The following is a 15,659-nucleotide window of genomic DNA, read 5'->3' on the forward strand; positions in this document are numbered from 1 at the left end:
CACGTCATCGGGGTGATCAGCGAGGGCGCCACGCCCAAGCCGGGCACGATGCCGCTGCGCGACGGCGGGCTGGACGAGTTCGGCCACCGGCGGTTCACCGGGGTCGCCCAGCAGCTGGGCGAGGAGCTGGAGCGGCGCACCGGCAAGGAGGTGCGGACGACGGTGCTCGGCCACGTGCAGCGCGGCGGCACACCGACGTCCTTCGACCGGGTGCTGGCCACCCGCTTCGGCCTGCACGCCACGATCGCCGCCCACGAGGGGCACACCGGGCAGATGGTCGCGTTGCAGGGCACCGAGATCGGGCTGGTCCCGCTGGCCGATGCCGTGGCGCGGCTGAAGACCGTGCCCCCGTCGCGGCTGGGCGAGACCACCGCCTTCACCGGCTAGCGGCCTCACCACTCCCAGCGGTAGCCGAGCACGCACCGGCCGGGCGGCACCAGCTCGAACGACGCCTGACCGTCGACCAGCTCGACCGGCTCGGCCTCCTCGGCCGTCTCGGACTCCACCGAGGCCCAGCGGCCGCGCAGCAGCTCCCGCGGCCGGGCCGCCGGATCGAAGTGCACGGTGATCGCCAGGTGGCGAACCGAGGCGGAGACCCCGCGCCGGAACTCGGGCGCCGGGGGCTCGGGGTAGGCGAACACCGTCTGGTACTCCAGGTGCGTCGTCTGCCCGGGCAGCAGCGGCCGGGACAGCAGCACCTCGACCACGTGGATCGGGGTGCCCAGCACCCGGAACGCCCGGACCGGGTCGCCGCCCTGCAGGACCGACACCGCGGCGTGCGCGGTGTCGAAGGCGTACGTGTACCGATCGGTCGGCTAGACGGCCTCCGGCAGCTGCCGGGTGTGGTGCAGCCGGGGGCTCCGGTCGGGTCCCACGTGGTGCTCCTCGCCCAGCTGCAGGGTGCGCCACGGCCGCGGCGGCATCGGGCCCTCGGCACCCAGTGCGCTGGCGACGACCAGCTGCCGGGCGGTGCTCCGCCCGCTGCGCAGGCTTCGCAGCTCGTCGGCGTGCTCGTCGGTCAGCTCGAAGGCACGGATGAAGAGCTCGAGGGTCGCGTCGGAGATCCGGTCTCCGTTCAGTGCGCGGCCGACGCGGTTCTCCAGACTCCGTGACCGGTGGCCGTCGTCGACCTCACCGGCGTCGAACAGGTGCTCGGCCAGGACCGCGGCCACCGCGGCCCGGGACAGCTCACCGCGCCGCACCACGCTGTGCACCTGCCAGCGCCGCCGGTACTGCGGCTCACCCAGCAGCTCGGTCAGCCGCCGGGCCGCCAGCCGCAGGCCCCACGCAGGGTCCACCACCGCCCCACCCCCGTCGCGCCCCCGGTCGCCCGCACGGGTGGCAGCCCGCGGCGGACACGTCACGGCCACGTCCGTTGTGTACCAACGCGGAGCGGCGGCCGCGAGGCGCGGGGGGACTCACGGCCGCCGCCGACCGGCTCGTCAGCACGCACCGGTCGGGTCCACACACCGCCCTGTCCCAGCGGGGTGCGGACCAGAGGGGGTCACCGCGGCGGCGCGGTGGGAGTGCCCGGCTGCAACTCGATCACGGTGACCTCCGGGCGGGCGCCCACGCGCATCGGCGGCCCCCAGTAGCCGGCTCCGGAGGAGACGTACAGCTGGGTGTCCCCCTGCTGCGACCAGCCCTCGACCACCGGCTGGTCCAGCAGGACGGCGTAGTCGAAGGGCCAGAGCTGGCCGCCGTGGGTGTGCCCGGACAGCTGCAGGTCGACCCCGGCGGCGCGCGCCTGCTCCACCTGCACCGGCTGGTGCGCCAGCAGGACCACGGGGACGGCGTCGTCCCGGCCGTCCAGCGCGGCGTCCAGGTCGGCGCCGTGACCGGGCAGCCCGGAGGCGGCCGCCGTCCGGTCGTCGATGCCGGCCAGGTCCACCGTCGCGCCCCCGCGGCCGATGGACACCCGCTCGTTGCGCAGCACGTCGACCCCGAGGGTGGACAGGTGCCGCAGCCACTGCCCGGTGTCGACGAAGTACTCGTGGTTGCCGGTCACGAAGTAGACGCCCTGGTCGCTGACCAGGTCGGCCAGCGGGGCGACGTCCTCGCGCAGCTCGCTCACCTCGCCGTCGACCAGGTCCCCGACGATCGCCACCACGTCCGGGCGCTGGGCGTTGACCGTCTCCACGAGCCGCTCGAAGCGCCGCCCGCCGTAGGTGGAGGACAGGTGCCCGTCGGAGAAGGTGACGATCCGGAGCCCGGCCATGGCCGGGTCCAGCCGCGGGATCCGGATCGGCACGCGGCGGACGACCGGGGCCGAGTTGGCCAGGACGACGCCGGTGCCCGCCGTTCCGACCGCGACCGCACCCGCCCCGACCACCAGCGAGCGGGCCAGGAACAGCCGGCGGGAGGGGTCCTGCACGGGGCGGTCCGCCCGGACCGCACCGCCGCCCGGTGGTGGGCCCGGCTCCGGCGGAGCCGCCTCGTCGGCCGGCTCGGGCCGGCGTCGACGCTGCACCAGCCGGGCGACCACGCGGATCGGCTCGGTCGCCAGCGTGGCGAGGAACAAGTAGAAGGCCAGGCCCAGCCAGGTGTACCCGACCCAGTCCAGCACCCCGTCCCCCACCGAGAGGCGGCCGCGCAACAGCACGACGAGCACCGGCAGCACGGCCAGGACGACGAGCAGCACCGTCAGCCGGCGCCGGACGCGCCCGGGCCGGGTGGTGCTGCGCACCAACCGCCACCAGAGGTAGCCGTGCAGCAGGACCATGACGAGCAGCACGGTCAGGCCGAAGCCGAGCAGGCCGATCAGGGACACCGGCGCGCTCCTGGGGGTCGGGGTGGTGCGCCCGACGCTACGTCGACTGCGTCTTCAGCACCGTGCGCAGCTCCGGCCAGCGCAGCCAGAAGTCCCGCTCCGCCTGCTGGCACCGGGCCTCCTCGAGGGCGTGCAGGCGGCCCCAGGTGAAGGCGTTCTCACCGGCTGCGAACGCCGCCCGGCCGAGCTGGACGCAGAGCGGCCGGGTGATGAAGGTGTCCTGCCGGTCGCCGAGCACCTCCTGGACGCCCTTCAGCGTCGACACCAGCTCGGCCACCGGTGCGCCCAGCACCGGCACCGCCGCCTCGGCGGTGTAGCGCAGCCGCTTGGCGGCCTTGCGCACGTCGTGCAGGGCCTCGGCCTCGTCGCTGTCCTGGGCCGCCTCGACGCTGCGCCGCAACCGGCGGCCGGTGCGCGCGACGACCTCGCGGAGCACCTCCTCCGCCGGCCGGGCCGCGGCCTCGGTGAGCGGTGGCGCCTCGACCAGCGCGTCGAGGTCCTCGCGCAGCTGCAGGTAGGCGGGTGTGTTCAGCGCCTTGCGCGCCTGCGCGTCACCGGCCTGCTCGTCCCGGACCGCCTCCTGCTGCAGCCGGGCGACCACCGGGCCGAGCACCAGCTCGACCGGCTCGGCGTCGACCAGGTCCCGCAGGTGGGCGACCGCCACCTCGCCGTCCCGGCTGGGGGACAGCGCCGACCCGACCTGCGCGAGCTCCTCGCGCAGCGGGTCCGTCTGGGTGCGGTCGAGCACCGGGCGGAAGGCGGCGAGCGTGCTGCGCAGCCGACGGCAGGCGACCCGGACCTGGTGGACGCCGTCGGGCTGCCCGGTGCGGACCATCAGGTCGGCGTCCTGCAGCGCCCGGACCTGCGCGGCCAGCGCGGAACGGACGACGTCGCCGGCGGGCGTGCCCGGCGCGTGCCGGTGCTTCTTCTTCTTGCCCTTCTTCTTCCCGGCCCGCTCCGGGGCTGCGGCGGGCGGCTCGACCGCTCCGTCGGCGTCCGCCAGCCGGTGGGCGAGCACGCGGGTCAGCTTGGCCGGTGAGGACGCCGGCCGGGCGCCGGCCGTGACGAGCAGCCCGGCGACGTCGGCGAGCAGCTGCTCGTCGCCGTCGACCAGCTCCACCTCGACCTCCCGCCAGGTGGTGACCACGGCGGCCTCCCCCGGAGCGGCCGGCAGCGCGGTGCCCGTGACGTGGTCGTCGGCGACCTCGACCAGCACCCGGCCGTCGGCGTCGGCGAGCTCACGGACCACCCGGCGGGTGCGCAGCGAGGCCACCTGGGCCGCCGGAGCGCGGCGGACGATGCCCAGCACCGGCTCCAGCACGGCCTTGGGCGGGGTCTTGGTGGCCCTGCCGAGGGGGGAGTGCAGCTCCCGGCGCGCGCCGGCGACGGCCGGCAGCTTCACGTGCCAGCCGGCGTCCGGGCCGCCGGTGCGCCGCCGCATCGTGACCCGGGCCCGAGCCAGCCGCAGGTCGGTGGTGTCGTAGTAGGCGGCCTCCAGCGCGTGCTCGACCGGCTCGCGGACCTCGACCACGCCCGGCGCACCGCCGAGGTCGGGCAGTTCGAACGCTTCGTCGACGTCGAACTTCCGCTCGATCTCCACATGCTCGACAGCCACCGGCGTCACTCCTCCTGCACCGGGCCACCCTCTGCTGGGCGCCCCGTTGTGAGCCCTCCGTCCTACCGCACGCGGGTGAACAGCGCACCCGGCGGTGATCACCGTCCCGCGCTCGGCACCATGGACCCCGTGCCCCGCCGACCTCCCGCGCGCCGTCGATGGACCCCCACCGTCTTCGCGGTCCCGTGGGCCGTGGCGGCGGCGCTCCGGCTGACCGGCACCGAACGCGGCTTCCCCCTCGTGCCCGCACTGGCCTTCACGCCGTACGTCGCGGCCACCAGCGTGCTGCCGCTGGCCGCCGCGCTGGTGTCCCGTTCGCGCGGTGCCACTGCGTTGTCGGCCGCCGCAGCCACGGGGCTGGCGGCCGCGGTGCTCCGGCCGACGGCGCCCGCCACCCCGGCGCGGCGGCCACAGGGGCCACGGCTGCGGGTCGTCTCGGCCAACATGCTGCACGGCCGGGCCGATCCTGCCGCCCTGGTGGCCCTCGCGGCCGACCAGGACGCCGACGTGCTGGCCCTGATGGAGGTCACGCCCGAGGCGGTCTCCGGCCTGCTCGCCGCCGGGGTGGCCGACCTGCTGCCCGCCGGGCACGTGGTGCCCGCCGGCGAGGGCCAGCCCGCCGGGGCCGGCGGGGCGCTCTGGACCCGGCTGGAGATCCGGGGGCGCACGGTGGTGCCGGGACGCTTCGGGCAGCCCGCGGCCCGGCTGGTCGTGCCCGGAGCGCCCGACGTCGAGCTGACCGCGGTGCACACGGACCCGCCGACCAGCTCCCCCGCTCAGGTCGCCAGCTGGGCAGGGGACCTGCGACGGCTGCCCGACCCGGAGCCGGGGGTGCTGCGGGTGCTGGCCGGCGACTTCAACGCCACCCCCGACCACGCCGCCTTCCGACGGCTGTTGCGCCGGGGCTGGGTGGACGCCGCGGCAGCGGTCGGCGCGCCCCGTCGGGCCACCTGGTGGCCGATGCGGGTGTCCCAGCCACGGCTCACCCTGGACCACGTCCTGGTCGACCCCCGGATCGCGGTGGACGACCTGCAGGTGGTGCACGTGCCCGGCACCGACCACCGGGCCCTCGTCGCGGACCTGCGGCTGCCGGCGGTCAGCTGACCGGAGGGACGGAGTGTCCCGGGCGGCGGGTTCGCGGCACCGCCGCCCGGGCAGTGACCTCATGCCCCGCATCCCGACCGGGTGCACGCGAGTTGTGTGACATCTGCGTTAACTCGCCCGACCGCCCGCGCGGGGTGACCGCACGCGCACGGGAACGCACCCGATCGGCAGGTCAGCCGATCCGCACGTCGTCCTGCCCGGCCACCGAGACGACGTCGCCGCGGTGCAGCTGGCGGCCGCGACGCTCCTCCGGCTCACCGTTCACCTGCACGTCCCCGGCGACCAGCACGTCCTTGACCTGGGCGCCGGTGGGGACGGCGTCGACCAGCTTGAGCAGCTGACCCAGCCGGATGGTGTCCTCGCCGGAGCGGAGTTCGATGGTGCGCACGACGCTGATCCTCCCCGCCGCACGCCGGGGTCGGCACATCGCCCACCGTGCGTCGCTGCTCAGGCCGGGGTCCACCCGACGGTCCAGGTCCCCGACCAGCTCTCCCCCGGCGCGAGCACCAGCACGTCCACGTCGTCGGCCAGCGCGTTCGGCGGGCAGGTCATCGGCTCCACGGCCACGCTGCGCCGCCGCTGGTCCGGGGGCAGGGTGTCGCCGGTGTAGATCTGCAGCCAGGGCCAGGTCGGGTCCACGGCCACCTCCAGCGCACCGGCCGGCCCGCTGAGCCGGGTGCGCGCCCAGCCGTCGTCGTCCCGGACCAGGTCGGTCACCGCGGTGTCGATCGACTGGTCCCCGATCCGGCCGACCGCGCCGTCGTAGGGCCGCCGCTCACCGGTGGGCAGGCCGCCGTCGAGCACGAGGGCGGTGCGGGCCGGCACGGTCAGCTCGGCCGCGGCCACGTCGCCCGGGGCCGGCGCGCCGACCGAGAAGTAGGGGTGCATGCCCGCCCCGAACGGCGCGTCCTCGTCCCCGGCGTTGCGCACCCGCACGGTCACGGTGAGCTGGTCGGCCGTCAGCGTGTGGTCGATGGCGGCGGCCAGCCGGAAGGGCCAGCCGGCGCGCGGCTCGATCGTCGTCCCGACCGTGACGGCGTCCGCGCGCTGGGCCAGCACGCGCCAGGGCTGGGCGGTGACCAACCCGTGAACCGCGTTCGGGGAGGACTCGCTGACCACGTCCAGCTGGAGCTCTCGGCCACGCCAGGACCACCGCCCGCCGCGGAGCCGGTTGGGCCAGGGCAGCAGGACGCCGCCGCGTCGGCCGGCCGGGACGGTGCCGGACGCATAGCCGTCCAGCACGTGCCAGTCACCGACGACGAGCTCGCGCAGGGCTCCGCCGCGGAGGTCCACGGCCAACCGGGCGGGGCCGGCGGTCACCTCGACGTCGCGCGGTTCGGTGGCCGGCCAGCGGAGGTCGGTGGACGAGGGCTCGAGCGGCATGCGGTCCTCCCGGGGAGACGGTTCGCGGACAGCTCACCACAGCGCAGGCGTCGCCGTTCCACGTGGAACCTGCCGCCTGACCCAGGTCACCGACGGGTCGTGACAGACGTCAGTGGCCTCGGCGGGCCGTGCGGCGACAGACTGGACGGGCACCGACGACGAGGAGCCCCCGATGCCCGAGCCCCACCTGCGCGCCGCCGATGCCGACCGGACGGCCGTCGCCGAGGTCCTCGGCCGGCACATGTCCGCCGGCCGGCTCACCGTCGCCGAGTACGACGACCGGTTGGCCCGGGCCTACGCGGCCCGCACCTACGGCGAGCTCGCCGAGCTGACCACCGACCTCCCCACCGCCGAGCCGGCCGGGAGCCGCGTCCCCGAGGCCCCCGCCGTCGCCGGCCCGCCGGCCGGCCCGGCCGGCGGGGGCCCCTGGGCGGCCCACGGCTGGTACGGCAGTTCCGTCCCCTGGGCCGGCGGCGCGAGCATGCCGGCGGCCTGGGCGAGCTGGCTGAGCACCGCGGTGATCGTGGTGGGCATCTGGCTGATCACCTCGCTGGCCAGCGACGGGTGGCTCTACCCGTGGCCGATCTGGGTGATCGGGCCGTGGGGGCTGGTCCTGCTCGCCCAGACCGTCGGCGGGCAGCGCGGGACCAGCTGCGACGACCAGCGCCGGCTGCCGCACGGCGGCCGGGGCTGGGCCCCGGCGTGTCCCGCGTCAGCCGGCGACGGTGGGGGTAGCGGACGGGTCCGAGCCCAGGACCTCCGGAGGACCCGTGCACACCATGACCGACCGTTTCGCCGATGCACTGCACCGGCTGGACGCCGACCGCGACCCCGGCCCCCTCGATCAGGGTGACCCCGCGGTAGGTGAACGGCTTCCCGTCGCGCAGGGTGCCGGTGGAGGTCCACTCCAGCGCCGCGCTCGACTCACCGACCACGGTGTGCGTGAACGTCGTCTCGATCTCGTCGAAGACGTCGCGGTAGTCGGTCCAGAACGTCTGCGCGCCCTCCCGGCCCCGGGTCTCGTGGTGCTCGTCGAGCTTGACCAGCTGGGTGTCCTCCCCGGCGAGCTCGACGAGGGGGCCGGGGTCGCGGTCGGCGTCCAGCCGGTGCAGTGCATCGGCGAAACGGTCGGTCATGGTGTGCACGGGTCCTCCGGAGGTCCTGGGCTCGGACCCGTCCGCTACCCCCACCGTCGCCGGCTGACGCGGGACACGCCGGGGCTCAGCCCCGGCCGCCGTGCGGCAGCCGGCGCTGGTCGTCGCAGCTGGTCCCGCGCTGCCCGCCGACGGTCTGGGCGAGCAGGACCAGCCCCCACGGCCCGATCACCCAGATCGGCCACGGGTAGAGCCACCCGTCGCTGGCCAGCGAGGTGATCAGCCAGATGCCCACCACGATCACCGCGGTGCTCAGCCAGCTCGCCCAGGCCGCCCGCATGCTCGCGCCGCCGGCCCAGGGGACGGAACTGCCGTACCAGCCGTGGGCCGCCCAGGGGCCCCCGCCGGCCGGGCCGGCCGGCGGGCCGGCGACGGCGGGGGCCTCGGGGACGCGGCTCCCGGCCGGCTCGGCGGTGGGGAGGTCGGTGGTCAGCTCGGCGAGCTCGCCGTAGGTGCGGGCCGCGTAGGCCCGGGCCAACCGGTCGTCGTACTCGGCGACGGTGAGCCGGCCGGCGGACATGTGCCGGCCGAGGACCTCGGCGACGGCCGTCCGGTCGGCATCGGCGGCGCGCAGGTGGGGCTCGGGCATCGGGGGCTCCTCGTCGTCGGTGCCCGTCCAGTCTGTCGCCGCACGGCCCGCCGAGGCCACTGACGTCTGTCACGACCCGTCGGTGACCTGGGTCAGGCGGCAGGTTCCACGTGGAACGGCGACGCCTGCGCTGTGGTGAGCTGTCCGCGAACCGTCTCCCCGGGAGGACCGCATGCCGCTCGAGCCCTCGTCCACCGACCTCCGCTGGCCGGCCACCGAACCGCGCGACGTCGAGGTGACCGCCGGCCCCGCCCGGTTGGCCGTGGACCTCCGCGGCGGAGCCCTGCGCGAGCTCGTCGTCGGTGACTGGCACGTGCTGGACGGCTATGCGTCCGGCACCGTCCCGGCCGGCCGACGCGGCGGCGTCCTGCTGCCCTGGCCCAACCGGCTCCGCGGCGGGCGGTGGTCCTGGCGTGGCCGAGAGCTCCAGCTGGACGTGGTCAGCGAGTCCTCCCCGAACGCGGTTCACGGGTTGGTCACCGCCCAGCCCTGGCGCGTGCTGGCCCAGCGCGCGGACGCCGTCACGGTCGGGACGACGATCGAGCCGCGCGCCGGCTGGCCCTTCCGGCTGGCCGCCGCCATCGACCACACGCTGACGGCCGACCAGCTCACCGTGACCGTGCGGGTGCGCAACGCCGGGGACGAGGACGCGCCGTTCGGGGCGGGCATGCACCCCTACTTCTCGGTCGGCGCGCCGGCCCCGGGCGACGTGGCCGCGGCCGAGCTGACCGTGCCGGCCCGCACCGCCCTCGTGCTCGACGGCGGCCTGCCCACCGGTGAGCGGCGGCCCTACGACGGCGCGGTCGGCCGGATCGGGGACCAGTCGATCGACACCGCGGTGACCGACCTGGTCCGGGACGACGACGGCTGGGCGCGCACCCGGCTCAGCGGGCCGGCCGGTGCGCTGGAGGTGGCCGTGGACCCGACCTGGCCCTGGCTGCAGATCTACACCGGCGACACCCTGCCCCCGGACCAGCGGCGGCGCAGCGTGGCCGTGGAGCCGATGACCTGCCCGCCGAACGCGCTGGCCGACGACGTGGACGTGCTGGTGCTCGCGCCGGGGGAGAGCTGGTCGGGGACCTGGACCGTCGGGTGGACCCCGGCCTGAGCAGCGACGCACGGTGGGCGATGTGCCGACCCCGGCGTGCGGCGGGGAGGATCAGCGTCGTGCGCACCATCGAACTCCGCTCCGGCGAGGACACCATCCGGCTGGGTCAGCTGCTCAAGCTGGTCGACGCCGTCCCCACCGGCGCCCAGGTCAAGGACGTGCTGGTCGCCGGGGACGTGCAGGTGAACGGTGAGCCGGAGGAGCGTCGCGGCCGCCAGCTGCACCGCGGCGACGTCGTCTCGGTGGCCGGGCAGGACGACGTGCGGATCGGCTGACCTGCCGATCGGGTGCGTTCCCGTGCGCGTGCGGTCACCCCGCGCGGGCGGTCGGGCGAGTTAACGCAGATGTCACACAACTCGCGTGCACCCGGTCGGGATGCGGGGCATGAGGTCACTGCCCGGGCGGCGGTGCCGCGAACCCGCCGCCCGGGACACTCCGTCCCTCCGGTCAGCTGACCGCCGGCAGCCGCAGGTCCGCGACGAGGGCCCGGTGGTCGGTGCCGGGCACGTGCACCACCTGCAGGTCGTCCACCGCGATCCGGGGGTCGACCAGGACGTGGTCCAGGGTGAGCCGTGGCTGGGACACCCGCATCGGCCACCAGGTGGCCCGACGGGGCGCGCCGACCGCTGCCGCGGCGTCCACCCAGCCCCGGCGCAACAGCCGTCGGAAGGCGGCGTGGTCGGGGGTGGCGTTGAAGTCGCCGGCCAGCACCCGCAGCACCCCCGGCTCCGGGTCGGGCAGCCGTCGCAGGTCCCCTGCCCAGCTGGCGACCTGAGCGGGGGAGCTGGTCGGCGGGTCCGTGTGCACCGCGGTCAGCTCGACGTCGGGCGCTCCGGGCACGACCAGCCGGGCCGCGGGCTGCCCGAAGCGTCCCGGCACCACCGTGCGCCCCCGGATCTCCAGCCGGGTCCAGAGCGCCCCGCCGGCCCCGGCGGGCTGGCCCTCGCCGGCGGGCACCACGTGCCCGGCGGGCAGCAGGTCGGCCACCCCGGCGGCGAGCAGGCCGGAGACCGCCTCGGGCGTGACCTCCATCAGGGCCAGCACGTCGGCGTCCTGGTCGGCCGCGAGGGCCACCAGGGCGGCAGGATCGGCCCGGCCGTGCAGCATGTTGGCCGAGACGACCCGCAGCCGTGGCCCCTGTGGCCGCCGCGCCGGGGTGGCGGGCGCCGTCGGCCGGAGCACCGCGGCCGCCAGCCCCGTGGCTGCGGCGGCCGACAACGCAGTGGCACCGCGCGAACGGGACACCAGCGCGGCGGCCAGCGGCAGCACGCTGGTGGCCGCGACGTACGGCGTGAAGGCCAGTGCGGGCACGAGGGGGAAGCCGCGTTCGGTGCCGGTCAGCCGGAGCGCCGCCGCCACGGCCCACGGGACCGCGAAGACGGTGGGGGTCCATCGACGGCGCGCGGGAGGTCGGCGGGGCACGGGGTCCATGGTGCCGAGCGCGGGACGGTGATCACCGCCGGGTGCGCTGTTCACCCGCGTGCGGTAGGACGGAGGGCTCACAACGGGGCGCCCAGCAGAGGGTGGCCCGGTGCAGGAGGAGTGACGCCGGTGGCTGTCGAGCATGTGGAGATCGAGCGGAAGTTCGACGTCGACGAAGCGTTCGAACTGCCCGACCTCGGCGGTGCGCCGGGCGTGGTCGAGGTCCGCGAGCCGGTCGAGCACGCGCTGGAGGCCGCCTACTACGACACCACCGACCTGCGGCTGGCTCGGGCCCGGGTCACGATGCGGCGGCGCACCGGCGGCCCGGACGCCGGCTGGCACGTGAAGCTGCCGGCCGTCGCCGGCGCGCGCCGGGAGCTGCACTCCCCCCTCGGCAGGGCCACCAAGACCCCGCCCAAGGCCGTGCTGGAGCCGGTGCTGGGCATCGTCCGCCGCGCTCCGGCGGCCCAGGTGGCCTCGCTGCGCACCCGCCGGGTGGTCCGTGAGCTCGCCGACGCCGACGGCCGGGTGCTGGTCGAGGTCGCCGACGACCACGTCACGGGCACCGCGCTGCCGGCCGCTCCGGGGGAGGCCGCCGTGGTCACCACCTGGCGGGAGGTCGAGGTGGAGCTGGTCGACGGCGACGAGCAGCTGCTCGCCGACGTCGCCGGGCTGCTCGTCACGGCCGGCGCCCGGCCGGCGTCCTCACCGGCCAAGCTGACCCGCGTGCTCGCCCACCGGCTGGCGGACGCCGACGGAGCGGTCGAGCCGCCCGCCGCAGCCCCGGAGCGGGCCGGGAAGAAGAAGGGCAAGAAGAAGAAGCACCGGCACGCGCCGGGCACGCCCGCCGGCGACGTCGTCCGTTCCGCGCTGGCCGCGCAGGTCCGGGCGCTGCAGGACGCCGACCTGATGGTCCGCACCGGGCAGCCCGACGGCGTCCACCAGGTCCGGGTCGCCTGCCGTCGGCTGCGCAGCACGCTCGCCGCCTTCCGCCCGGTGCTCGACCGCACCCAGACGGACCCGCTGCGCGAGGAGCTCGCGCAGGTCGGGTCGGCGCTGTCCCCCAGCCGGGACGGCGAGGTGGCGGTCGCCCACCTGCGGGACCTGGTCGACGCCGAGCCGGTCGAGCTGGTGCTCGGCCCGGTGGTCGCCCGGCTGCAGCAGGAGGCGGTCCGGGACGAGCAGGCCGGTGACGCGCAGGCGCGCAAGGCGCTGAACACACCCGCCTACCTGCAGCTGCGCGAGGACCTCGACGCGCTGGTCGAGGCGCCACCGCTCACCGAGGCCGCGGCCCGGCCGGCGGAGGAGGTGCTCCGCGAGGTCGTCGCGCGCACCGGCCGCCGGTTGCGGCGCAGCGTCGAGGCGGCCCAGGACAGCGACGAGGCCGAGGCCCTGCACGACGTGCGCAAGGCCGCCAAGCGGCTGCGCTACACCGCCGAGGCGGCGGTGCCGGTGCTGGGCGCACCGGTGGCCGAGCTGGTGTCGACGCTGAAGGGCGTCCAGGAGGTGCTCGGCGACCGGCAGGACACCTTCATCACCCGGCCGCTCTGCGTCCAGCTCGGCCGGGCGGCGTTCGCAGCCGGTGAGAACGCCTTCACCTGGGGCCGCCTGCACGCCCTCGAGGAGGCCCGGTGCCAGCAGGCGGAGCGGGACTTCTGGCTGCGCTGGCCGGAGCTGCGCACGGTGCTGAAGACGCAGTCGACGTAGCGTCGGGCGCACCACCCCGACCCCCAGGAGCGCGCCGGTGTCCCTGATCGGCCTGCTCGGCTTCGGCCTGACCGTGCTGCTCGTCATGGTCCTGCTGCACGGCTACCTCTGGTGGCGGTTGGTGCGCAGCACCACCCGGCCCGGGCGCGTCCGGCGCCGGCTGACGGTGCTGCTCGTCGTCCTGGCCGTGCTGCCGGTGCTCGTCGTGCTGTTGCGCGGCCGCCTCTCGGTGGGGGACGGGGTGCTGGACTGGGTCGGGTACACCTGGCTGGGCCTGGCCTTCTACTTGTTCCTCGCCACGCTGGCGACCGAGCCGATCCGCGTGGTCGCCCGGCTGGTGCAGCGTCGACGCCGGCCCGAGCCGGCCGACGAGGCGGCTCCGCCGGAGCCGGGCCCACCACCGGGCGGCGGTGCGGTCCGGGCGGACCGCCCCGTGCAGGACCCCTCCCGCCGGCTGTTCCTGGCCCGCTCGCTGGTGGTCGGGGCGGGTGCGGTCGCGGTCGGAACGGCGGGCACCGGCGTCGTCCTGGCCAACTCGGCCCCGGTCGTCCGCCGCGTGCCGATCCGGATCCCGCGGCTGGACCCGGCCATGGCCGGGCTCCGGATCGTCACCTTCTCCGACGGGCACCTGTCCTCCACCTACGGCGGGCGGCGCTTCGAGCGGCTCGTGGAGACGGTCAACGCCCAGCGCCCGGACGTGGTGGCGATCGTCGGGGACCTGGTCGACGGCGAGGTGAGCGAGCTGCGCGAGGACGTCGCCCCGCTGGCCGACCTGGTCAGCGACCAGGGCGTCTACTTCGTGACCGGCAACCACGAGTACTTCGTCGACACCGGGCAGTGGCTGCGGCACCTGTCCACCCTCGGGGTCGACGTGCTGCGCAACGAGCGGGTGTCCATCGGCCGCGGGGGCGCGACGGTGGACCTGGCCGGCATCGACGACCGGACGGCGGCCGCCTCCGGGCTGCCCGGTCACGGCGCCGACCTGGACGCCGCGCTGGACGGCCGGGACGACGCCGTCCCCGTGGTCCTGCTGGCGCACCAGCCGGTGCAGGTGGAGCAGGCGCGCGCCGCCGGGGTCGACCTGCAGCTGTCCGGGCACACCCACGGCGGCCAGCTCTGGCCCTTCGACTACGCCGTCCTGCTGGACCAGCCGGTGGTCGAGGGCTGGTCGCAGCAGGGGGACACCCAGCTGTACGTCTCCTCCGGAGCCGGCTACTGGGGGCCGCCGATGCGCGTGGGCGCCCGCCCGGAGGTCACCGTGATCGAGTTGCAGCCGGGCACTCCCACCGCGCCGCCGCGGTGACCCCCTCTGGTCCGCACCCCGCTGGGACAGGGCGGTGTGTGGACCCGACCGGTGCGTGCTGACGAGCCGGTCGGCGGCGGCCGTGAGTCCCCCCGCGCCTCGCGGCCGCCGCTCCGCGTTGGTACACAACGGACGTGGCCGTGACGTGTCCGCCGCGGGCTGCCACCCGTGCGGGCGACCGGGGGCGCGACGGGGGTGGGGCGGTGGTGGACCCTGCGTGGGGCCTGCGGCTGGCGGCCCGGCGGCTGACCGAGCTGCTGGGTGAGCCGCAGTACCGGCGGCGCTGGCAGGTGCACAGCGTGGTGCGGCGCGGTGAGCTGTCCCGGGCCGCGGTGGCCGCGGTCCTGGCCGAGCACCTGTTCGACGCCGGTGAGGTCGACGACGGCCACCGGTCACGGAGTCTGGAGAACCGCGTCGGCCGCGCACTGAACGGAGACCGGATCTCCGACGCGACCCTCGAGCTCTTCATCCGTGCCTTCGAGCTGACCGACGAGCACGCCGACGAGCTGCGAAGCCTGCGCAGCGGGCGGAGCACCGCCCGGCAGCTGGTCGTCGCCAGCGCACTGGGTGCCGAGGGCCCGATGCCGCCGCGGCCGTGGCGCACCCTGCAGCTGGCCGAGGAGCACCACGTGGGACCCGACCGGAGCCCCCGGCTGCACCACACCCGGCAGCTGCTGGAGGCCGTCGAGCCGACCGATCGGTACACGTACGCCTTCGACACCGCGCACGCCGCGGTGTCGGTCCTGCAGGGCGGCGACCCGGTCCGGGCGTTCCGGGTGCTGGGCACCCCGATCCACGTGGTCGAGGTGCTGCTGTCCCGGCCGCTGCTGCCCGGGCAGACGACGCACCTGGAGTACCAGACGGTGTTCGCCTACCCCGAGCCCCCGGCGCCCGAGTTCCGGCGCGGGGTCTCCGCCTCGGTTCGCCACCTGGCGATCACCGTGCACTTCGATCCGGCGGCCCGGCCGCGGGAGCTGCTGCGCGGCCGCTGGGCCTCGGTGGAGTCCGAGACGGCCGAGGAGGCCGAGCCGGTCGAGCTGGTCGACGGTCAGGCGTCGTTCGAGCTGGTGCCGCCCGGCCGGTGCGTGCTCGGCTACCGCTGGGAGTGGTGAGGCCGCTAGCCGGTGAAGGCGGTGGTCTCGCCCAGCCGCGACGGGGGCACGGTCTTCAGCCGCGCCACGGCATCGGCCAGCGGGACCAGCCCGATCTCGGTGCCCTGCAACGCGACCATCTGCCCGGTGTGCCCCTCGTGGGCGGCGATCGTGGCGTGCAGGCCGAAGCGGGTGGCCAGCACCCGGTCGAAGGACGTCGGTGTGCCGCCGCGCTGCACGTGGCCGAGCACCGTCGTCCGCACCTCCTTGCCGGTGCGCCGCTCCAGCTCCTCGCCCAGCTGCTGGGCGACCCCGGTGAACCGCCGGTGGCCGAACTCGTCCAGCCCGCCGTCGCGCAGCGGCATCGTGCCCGGCTTGGGCGTGGCGCCCTCGCTGATCACCCCGATGACGTG

Annotated in this window: 17 protein-coding genes; 8 read left to right on the plus strand and 9 right to left on the minus strand. The window is 76.2% G+C overall.

Annotated features, from left to right (window positions below):
- A partial coding sequence (locus G5C62_RS19855) for a 6-phosphofructokinase (protein ID WP_206330742.1) occupies positions 1-387 on the plus strand: 387 nt, incomplete at its 5' end.
- Between the two features lie 5 nt (positions 388-392).
- Here G5C62_RS19855 and G5C62_RS19860 read toward each other — a convergent pair.
- The 4 genes from G5C62_RS19860 to G5C62_RS19875 form a co-directional block, all read right to left on the minus strand.
- Positions 393-770, minus strand: a complete 378-nt coding sequence (locus G5C62_RS19860) for a hypothetical protein (protein WP_164702365.1) — start codon at positions 768-770, stop codon at positions 393-395.
- 45 nt (positions 771-815) lie between these two features.
- Complete coding sequence (locus tag G5C62_RS19865; RefSeq protein WP_164702366.1) at positions 816-1,301, minus strand: hypothetical protein; 486 nt, start codon at positions 1,299-1,301, stop codon at positions 816-818.
- A gap of 203 nt (positions 1,302-1,504) precedes the next feature.
- The gene (locus G5C62_RS19870) at positions 1,505-2,770 is read right to left on the minus strand and encodes a metallophosphoesterase (RefSeq protein ID WP_241176010.1); all 1,266 of its coding nucleotides are present in this window, start codon (positions 2,768-2,770) and stop codon (positions 1,505-1,507) included.
- 37 nt (positions 2,771-2,807) lie between these two features.
- Positions 2,808-4,385: a CYTH and CHAD domain-containing protein gene (locus tag G5C62_RS19875; RefSeq protein ID WP_164702367.1), complete on the minus strand. Its 1,578-nt coding sequence runs from the start codon at positions 4,383-4,385 to the stop codon at positions 2,808-2,810.
- Positions 4,386-4,514: 129 nt separating this feature from the next.
- Between G5C62_RS19875 and G5C62_RS19880 the strand changes: the two genes are divergently transcribed.
- Positions 4,515-5,489, plus strand: a complete 975-nt coding sequence (locus G5C62_RS19880) for an endonuclease/exonuclease/phosphatase family protein (RefSeq protein ID WP_241176011.1) — start codon at positions 4,515-4,517, stop codon at positions 5,487-5,489.
- Positions 5,490-5,661: 172 nt separating this feature from the next.
- On the opposite strand, the gene G5C62_RS19885 is transcribed toward G5C62_RS19880, so the two are convergent.
- Together G5C62_RS19885 and G5C62_RS19890 are read right to left on the minus strand one after the other, a co-directional pair.
- Complete coding sequence (locus tag G5C62_RS19885) at positions 5,662-5,877, minus strand: RNA-binding S4 domain-containing protein (RefSeq protein WP_036332558.1); 216 nt, start codon at positions 5,875-5,877, stop codon at positions 5,662-5,664.
- 59 nt (positions 5,878-5,936) lie between these two features.
- Complete coding sequence (locus G5C62_RS19890) at positions 5,937-6,872, minus strand: aldose epimerase (protein ID WP_164702368.1); 936 nt, start codon at positions 6,870-6,872, stop codon at positions 5,937-5,939.
- A gap of 172 nt (positions 6,873-7,044) precedes the next feature.
- On the opposite strand from G5C62_RS19890, the gene G5C62_RS19895 reads away from it, so the two are divergent.
- Positions 7,045-7,725, plus strand: coding sequence for a DUF1707 domain-containing protein (locus G5C62_RS19895; RefSeq protein WP_164702369.1), 681 nt, complete (start codon positions 7,045-7,047; stop codon positions 7,723-7,725).
- A gap of 368 nt (positions 7,726-8,093) precedes the next feature.
- Here G5C62_RS19895 and G5C62_RS19905 read toward each other — a convergent pair whose 3' ends face one another.
- The gene (locus G5C62_RS19905) at positions 8,094-8,615 is read right to left on the minus strand and encodes a DUF1707 domain-containing protein (RefSeq protein ID WP_164702370.1); all 522 of its coding nucleotides are present in this window, start codon (positions 8,613-8,615) and stop codon (positions 8,094-8,096) included.
- A 172-nt stretch (positions 8,616-8,787) separates the two neighbouring features.
- Here G5C62_RS19905 and G5C62_RS19910 point away from each other — a divergent pair, with 172 nt between their 5' ends.
- The gene (locus tag G5C62_RS19910; protein WP_164702368.1) at positions 8,788-9,723 is read left to right on the plus strand and encodes an aldose epimerase; all 936 of its coding nucleotides are present in this window, start codon (positions 8,788-8,790) and stop codon (positions 9,721-9,723) included.
- Between the two features lie 59 nt (positions 9,724-9,782).
- Positions 9,783-9,998: an RNA-binding S4 domain-containing protein gene (locus G5C62_RS19915; RefSeq protein ID WP_036332558.1), complete on the plus strand. Its 216-nt coding sequence runs from the start codon at positions 9,783-9,785 to the stop codon at positions 9,996-9,998.
- 172 nt (positions 9,999-10,170) lie between these two features.
- Here G5C62_RS19915 and G5C62_RS19920 read toward each other — a convergent pair whose 3' ends face one another.
- Positions 10,171-11,145 (minus strand): endonuclease/exonuclease/phosphatase family protein, encoded by a 975-nt coding sequence (locus tag G5C62_RS19920; protein WP_241176011.1) that lies wholly within the window; start codon positions 11,143-11,145, stop codon positions 10,171-10,173.
- Between the two features lie 129 nt (positions 11,146-11,274).
- Between G5C62_RS19920 and G5C62_RS19925 the strand changes: the two genes are divergently transcribed.
- The 3 genes from G5C62_RS19925 to G5C62_RS19935 all read left to right on the plus strand — a co-directional run bounded on the left by G5C62_RS19925 (position 11,275) and on the right by G5C62_RS19935 (position 15,267).
- Positions 11,275-12,852, plus strand: coding sequence for a CYTH and CHAD domain-containing protein (locus G5C62_RS19925; protein WP_164702367.1), 1,578 nt, complete (start codon positions 11,275-11,277; stop codon positions 12,850-12,852).
- Between the two features lie 37 nt (positions 12,853-12,889).
- Positions 12,890-14,155 carry a metallophosphoesterase gene (locus G5C62_RS19930; RefSeq protein ID WP_241176010.1) on the plus strand — a complete coding sequence of 422 codons (1,266 nt, stop codon included), beginning with the start codon at positions 12,890-12,892 and terminating at the stop codon, positions 14,153-14,155.
- 203 nt (positions 14,156-14,358) lie between these two features.
- The gene (locus G5C62_RS19935; protein ID WP_164702371.1) at positions 14,359-15,267 is read left to right on the plus strand and encodes a hypothetical protein; all 909 of its coding nucleotides are present in this window, start codon (positions 14,359-14,361) and stop codon (positions 15,265-15,267) included.
- Positions 15,268-15,272: 5 nt separating this feature from the next.
- On the opposite strand, the gene G5C62_RS19940 is transcribed toward G5C62_RS19935, so the two are convergent.
- The coding region (locus G5C62_RS19940) for a 6-phosphofructokinase (protein WP_206330742.1) at positions 15,273-15,659 on the minus strand (387 nt) is incomplete at its 5' end.

It is taken from the genome of Modestobacter sp. KNN46-3 (assembly GCF_011039295.1).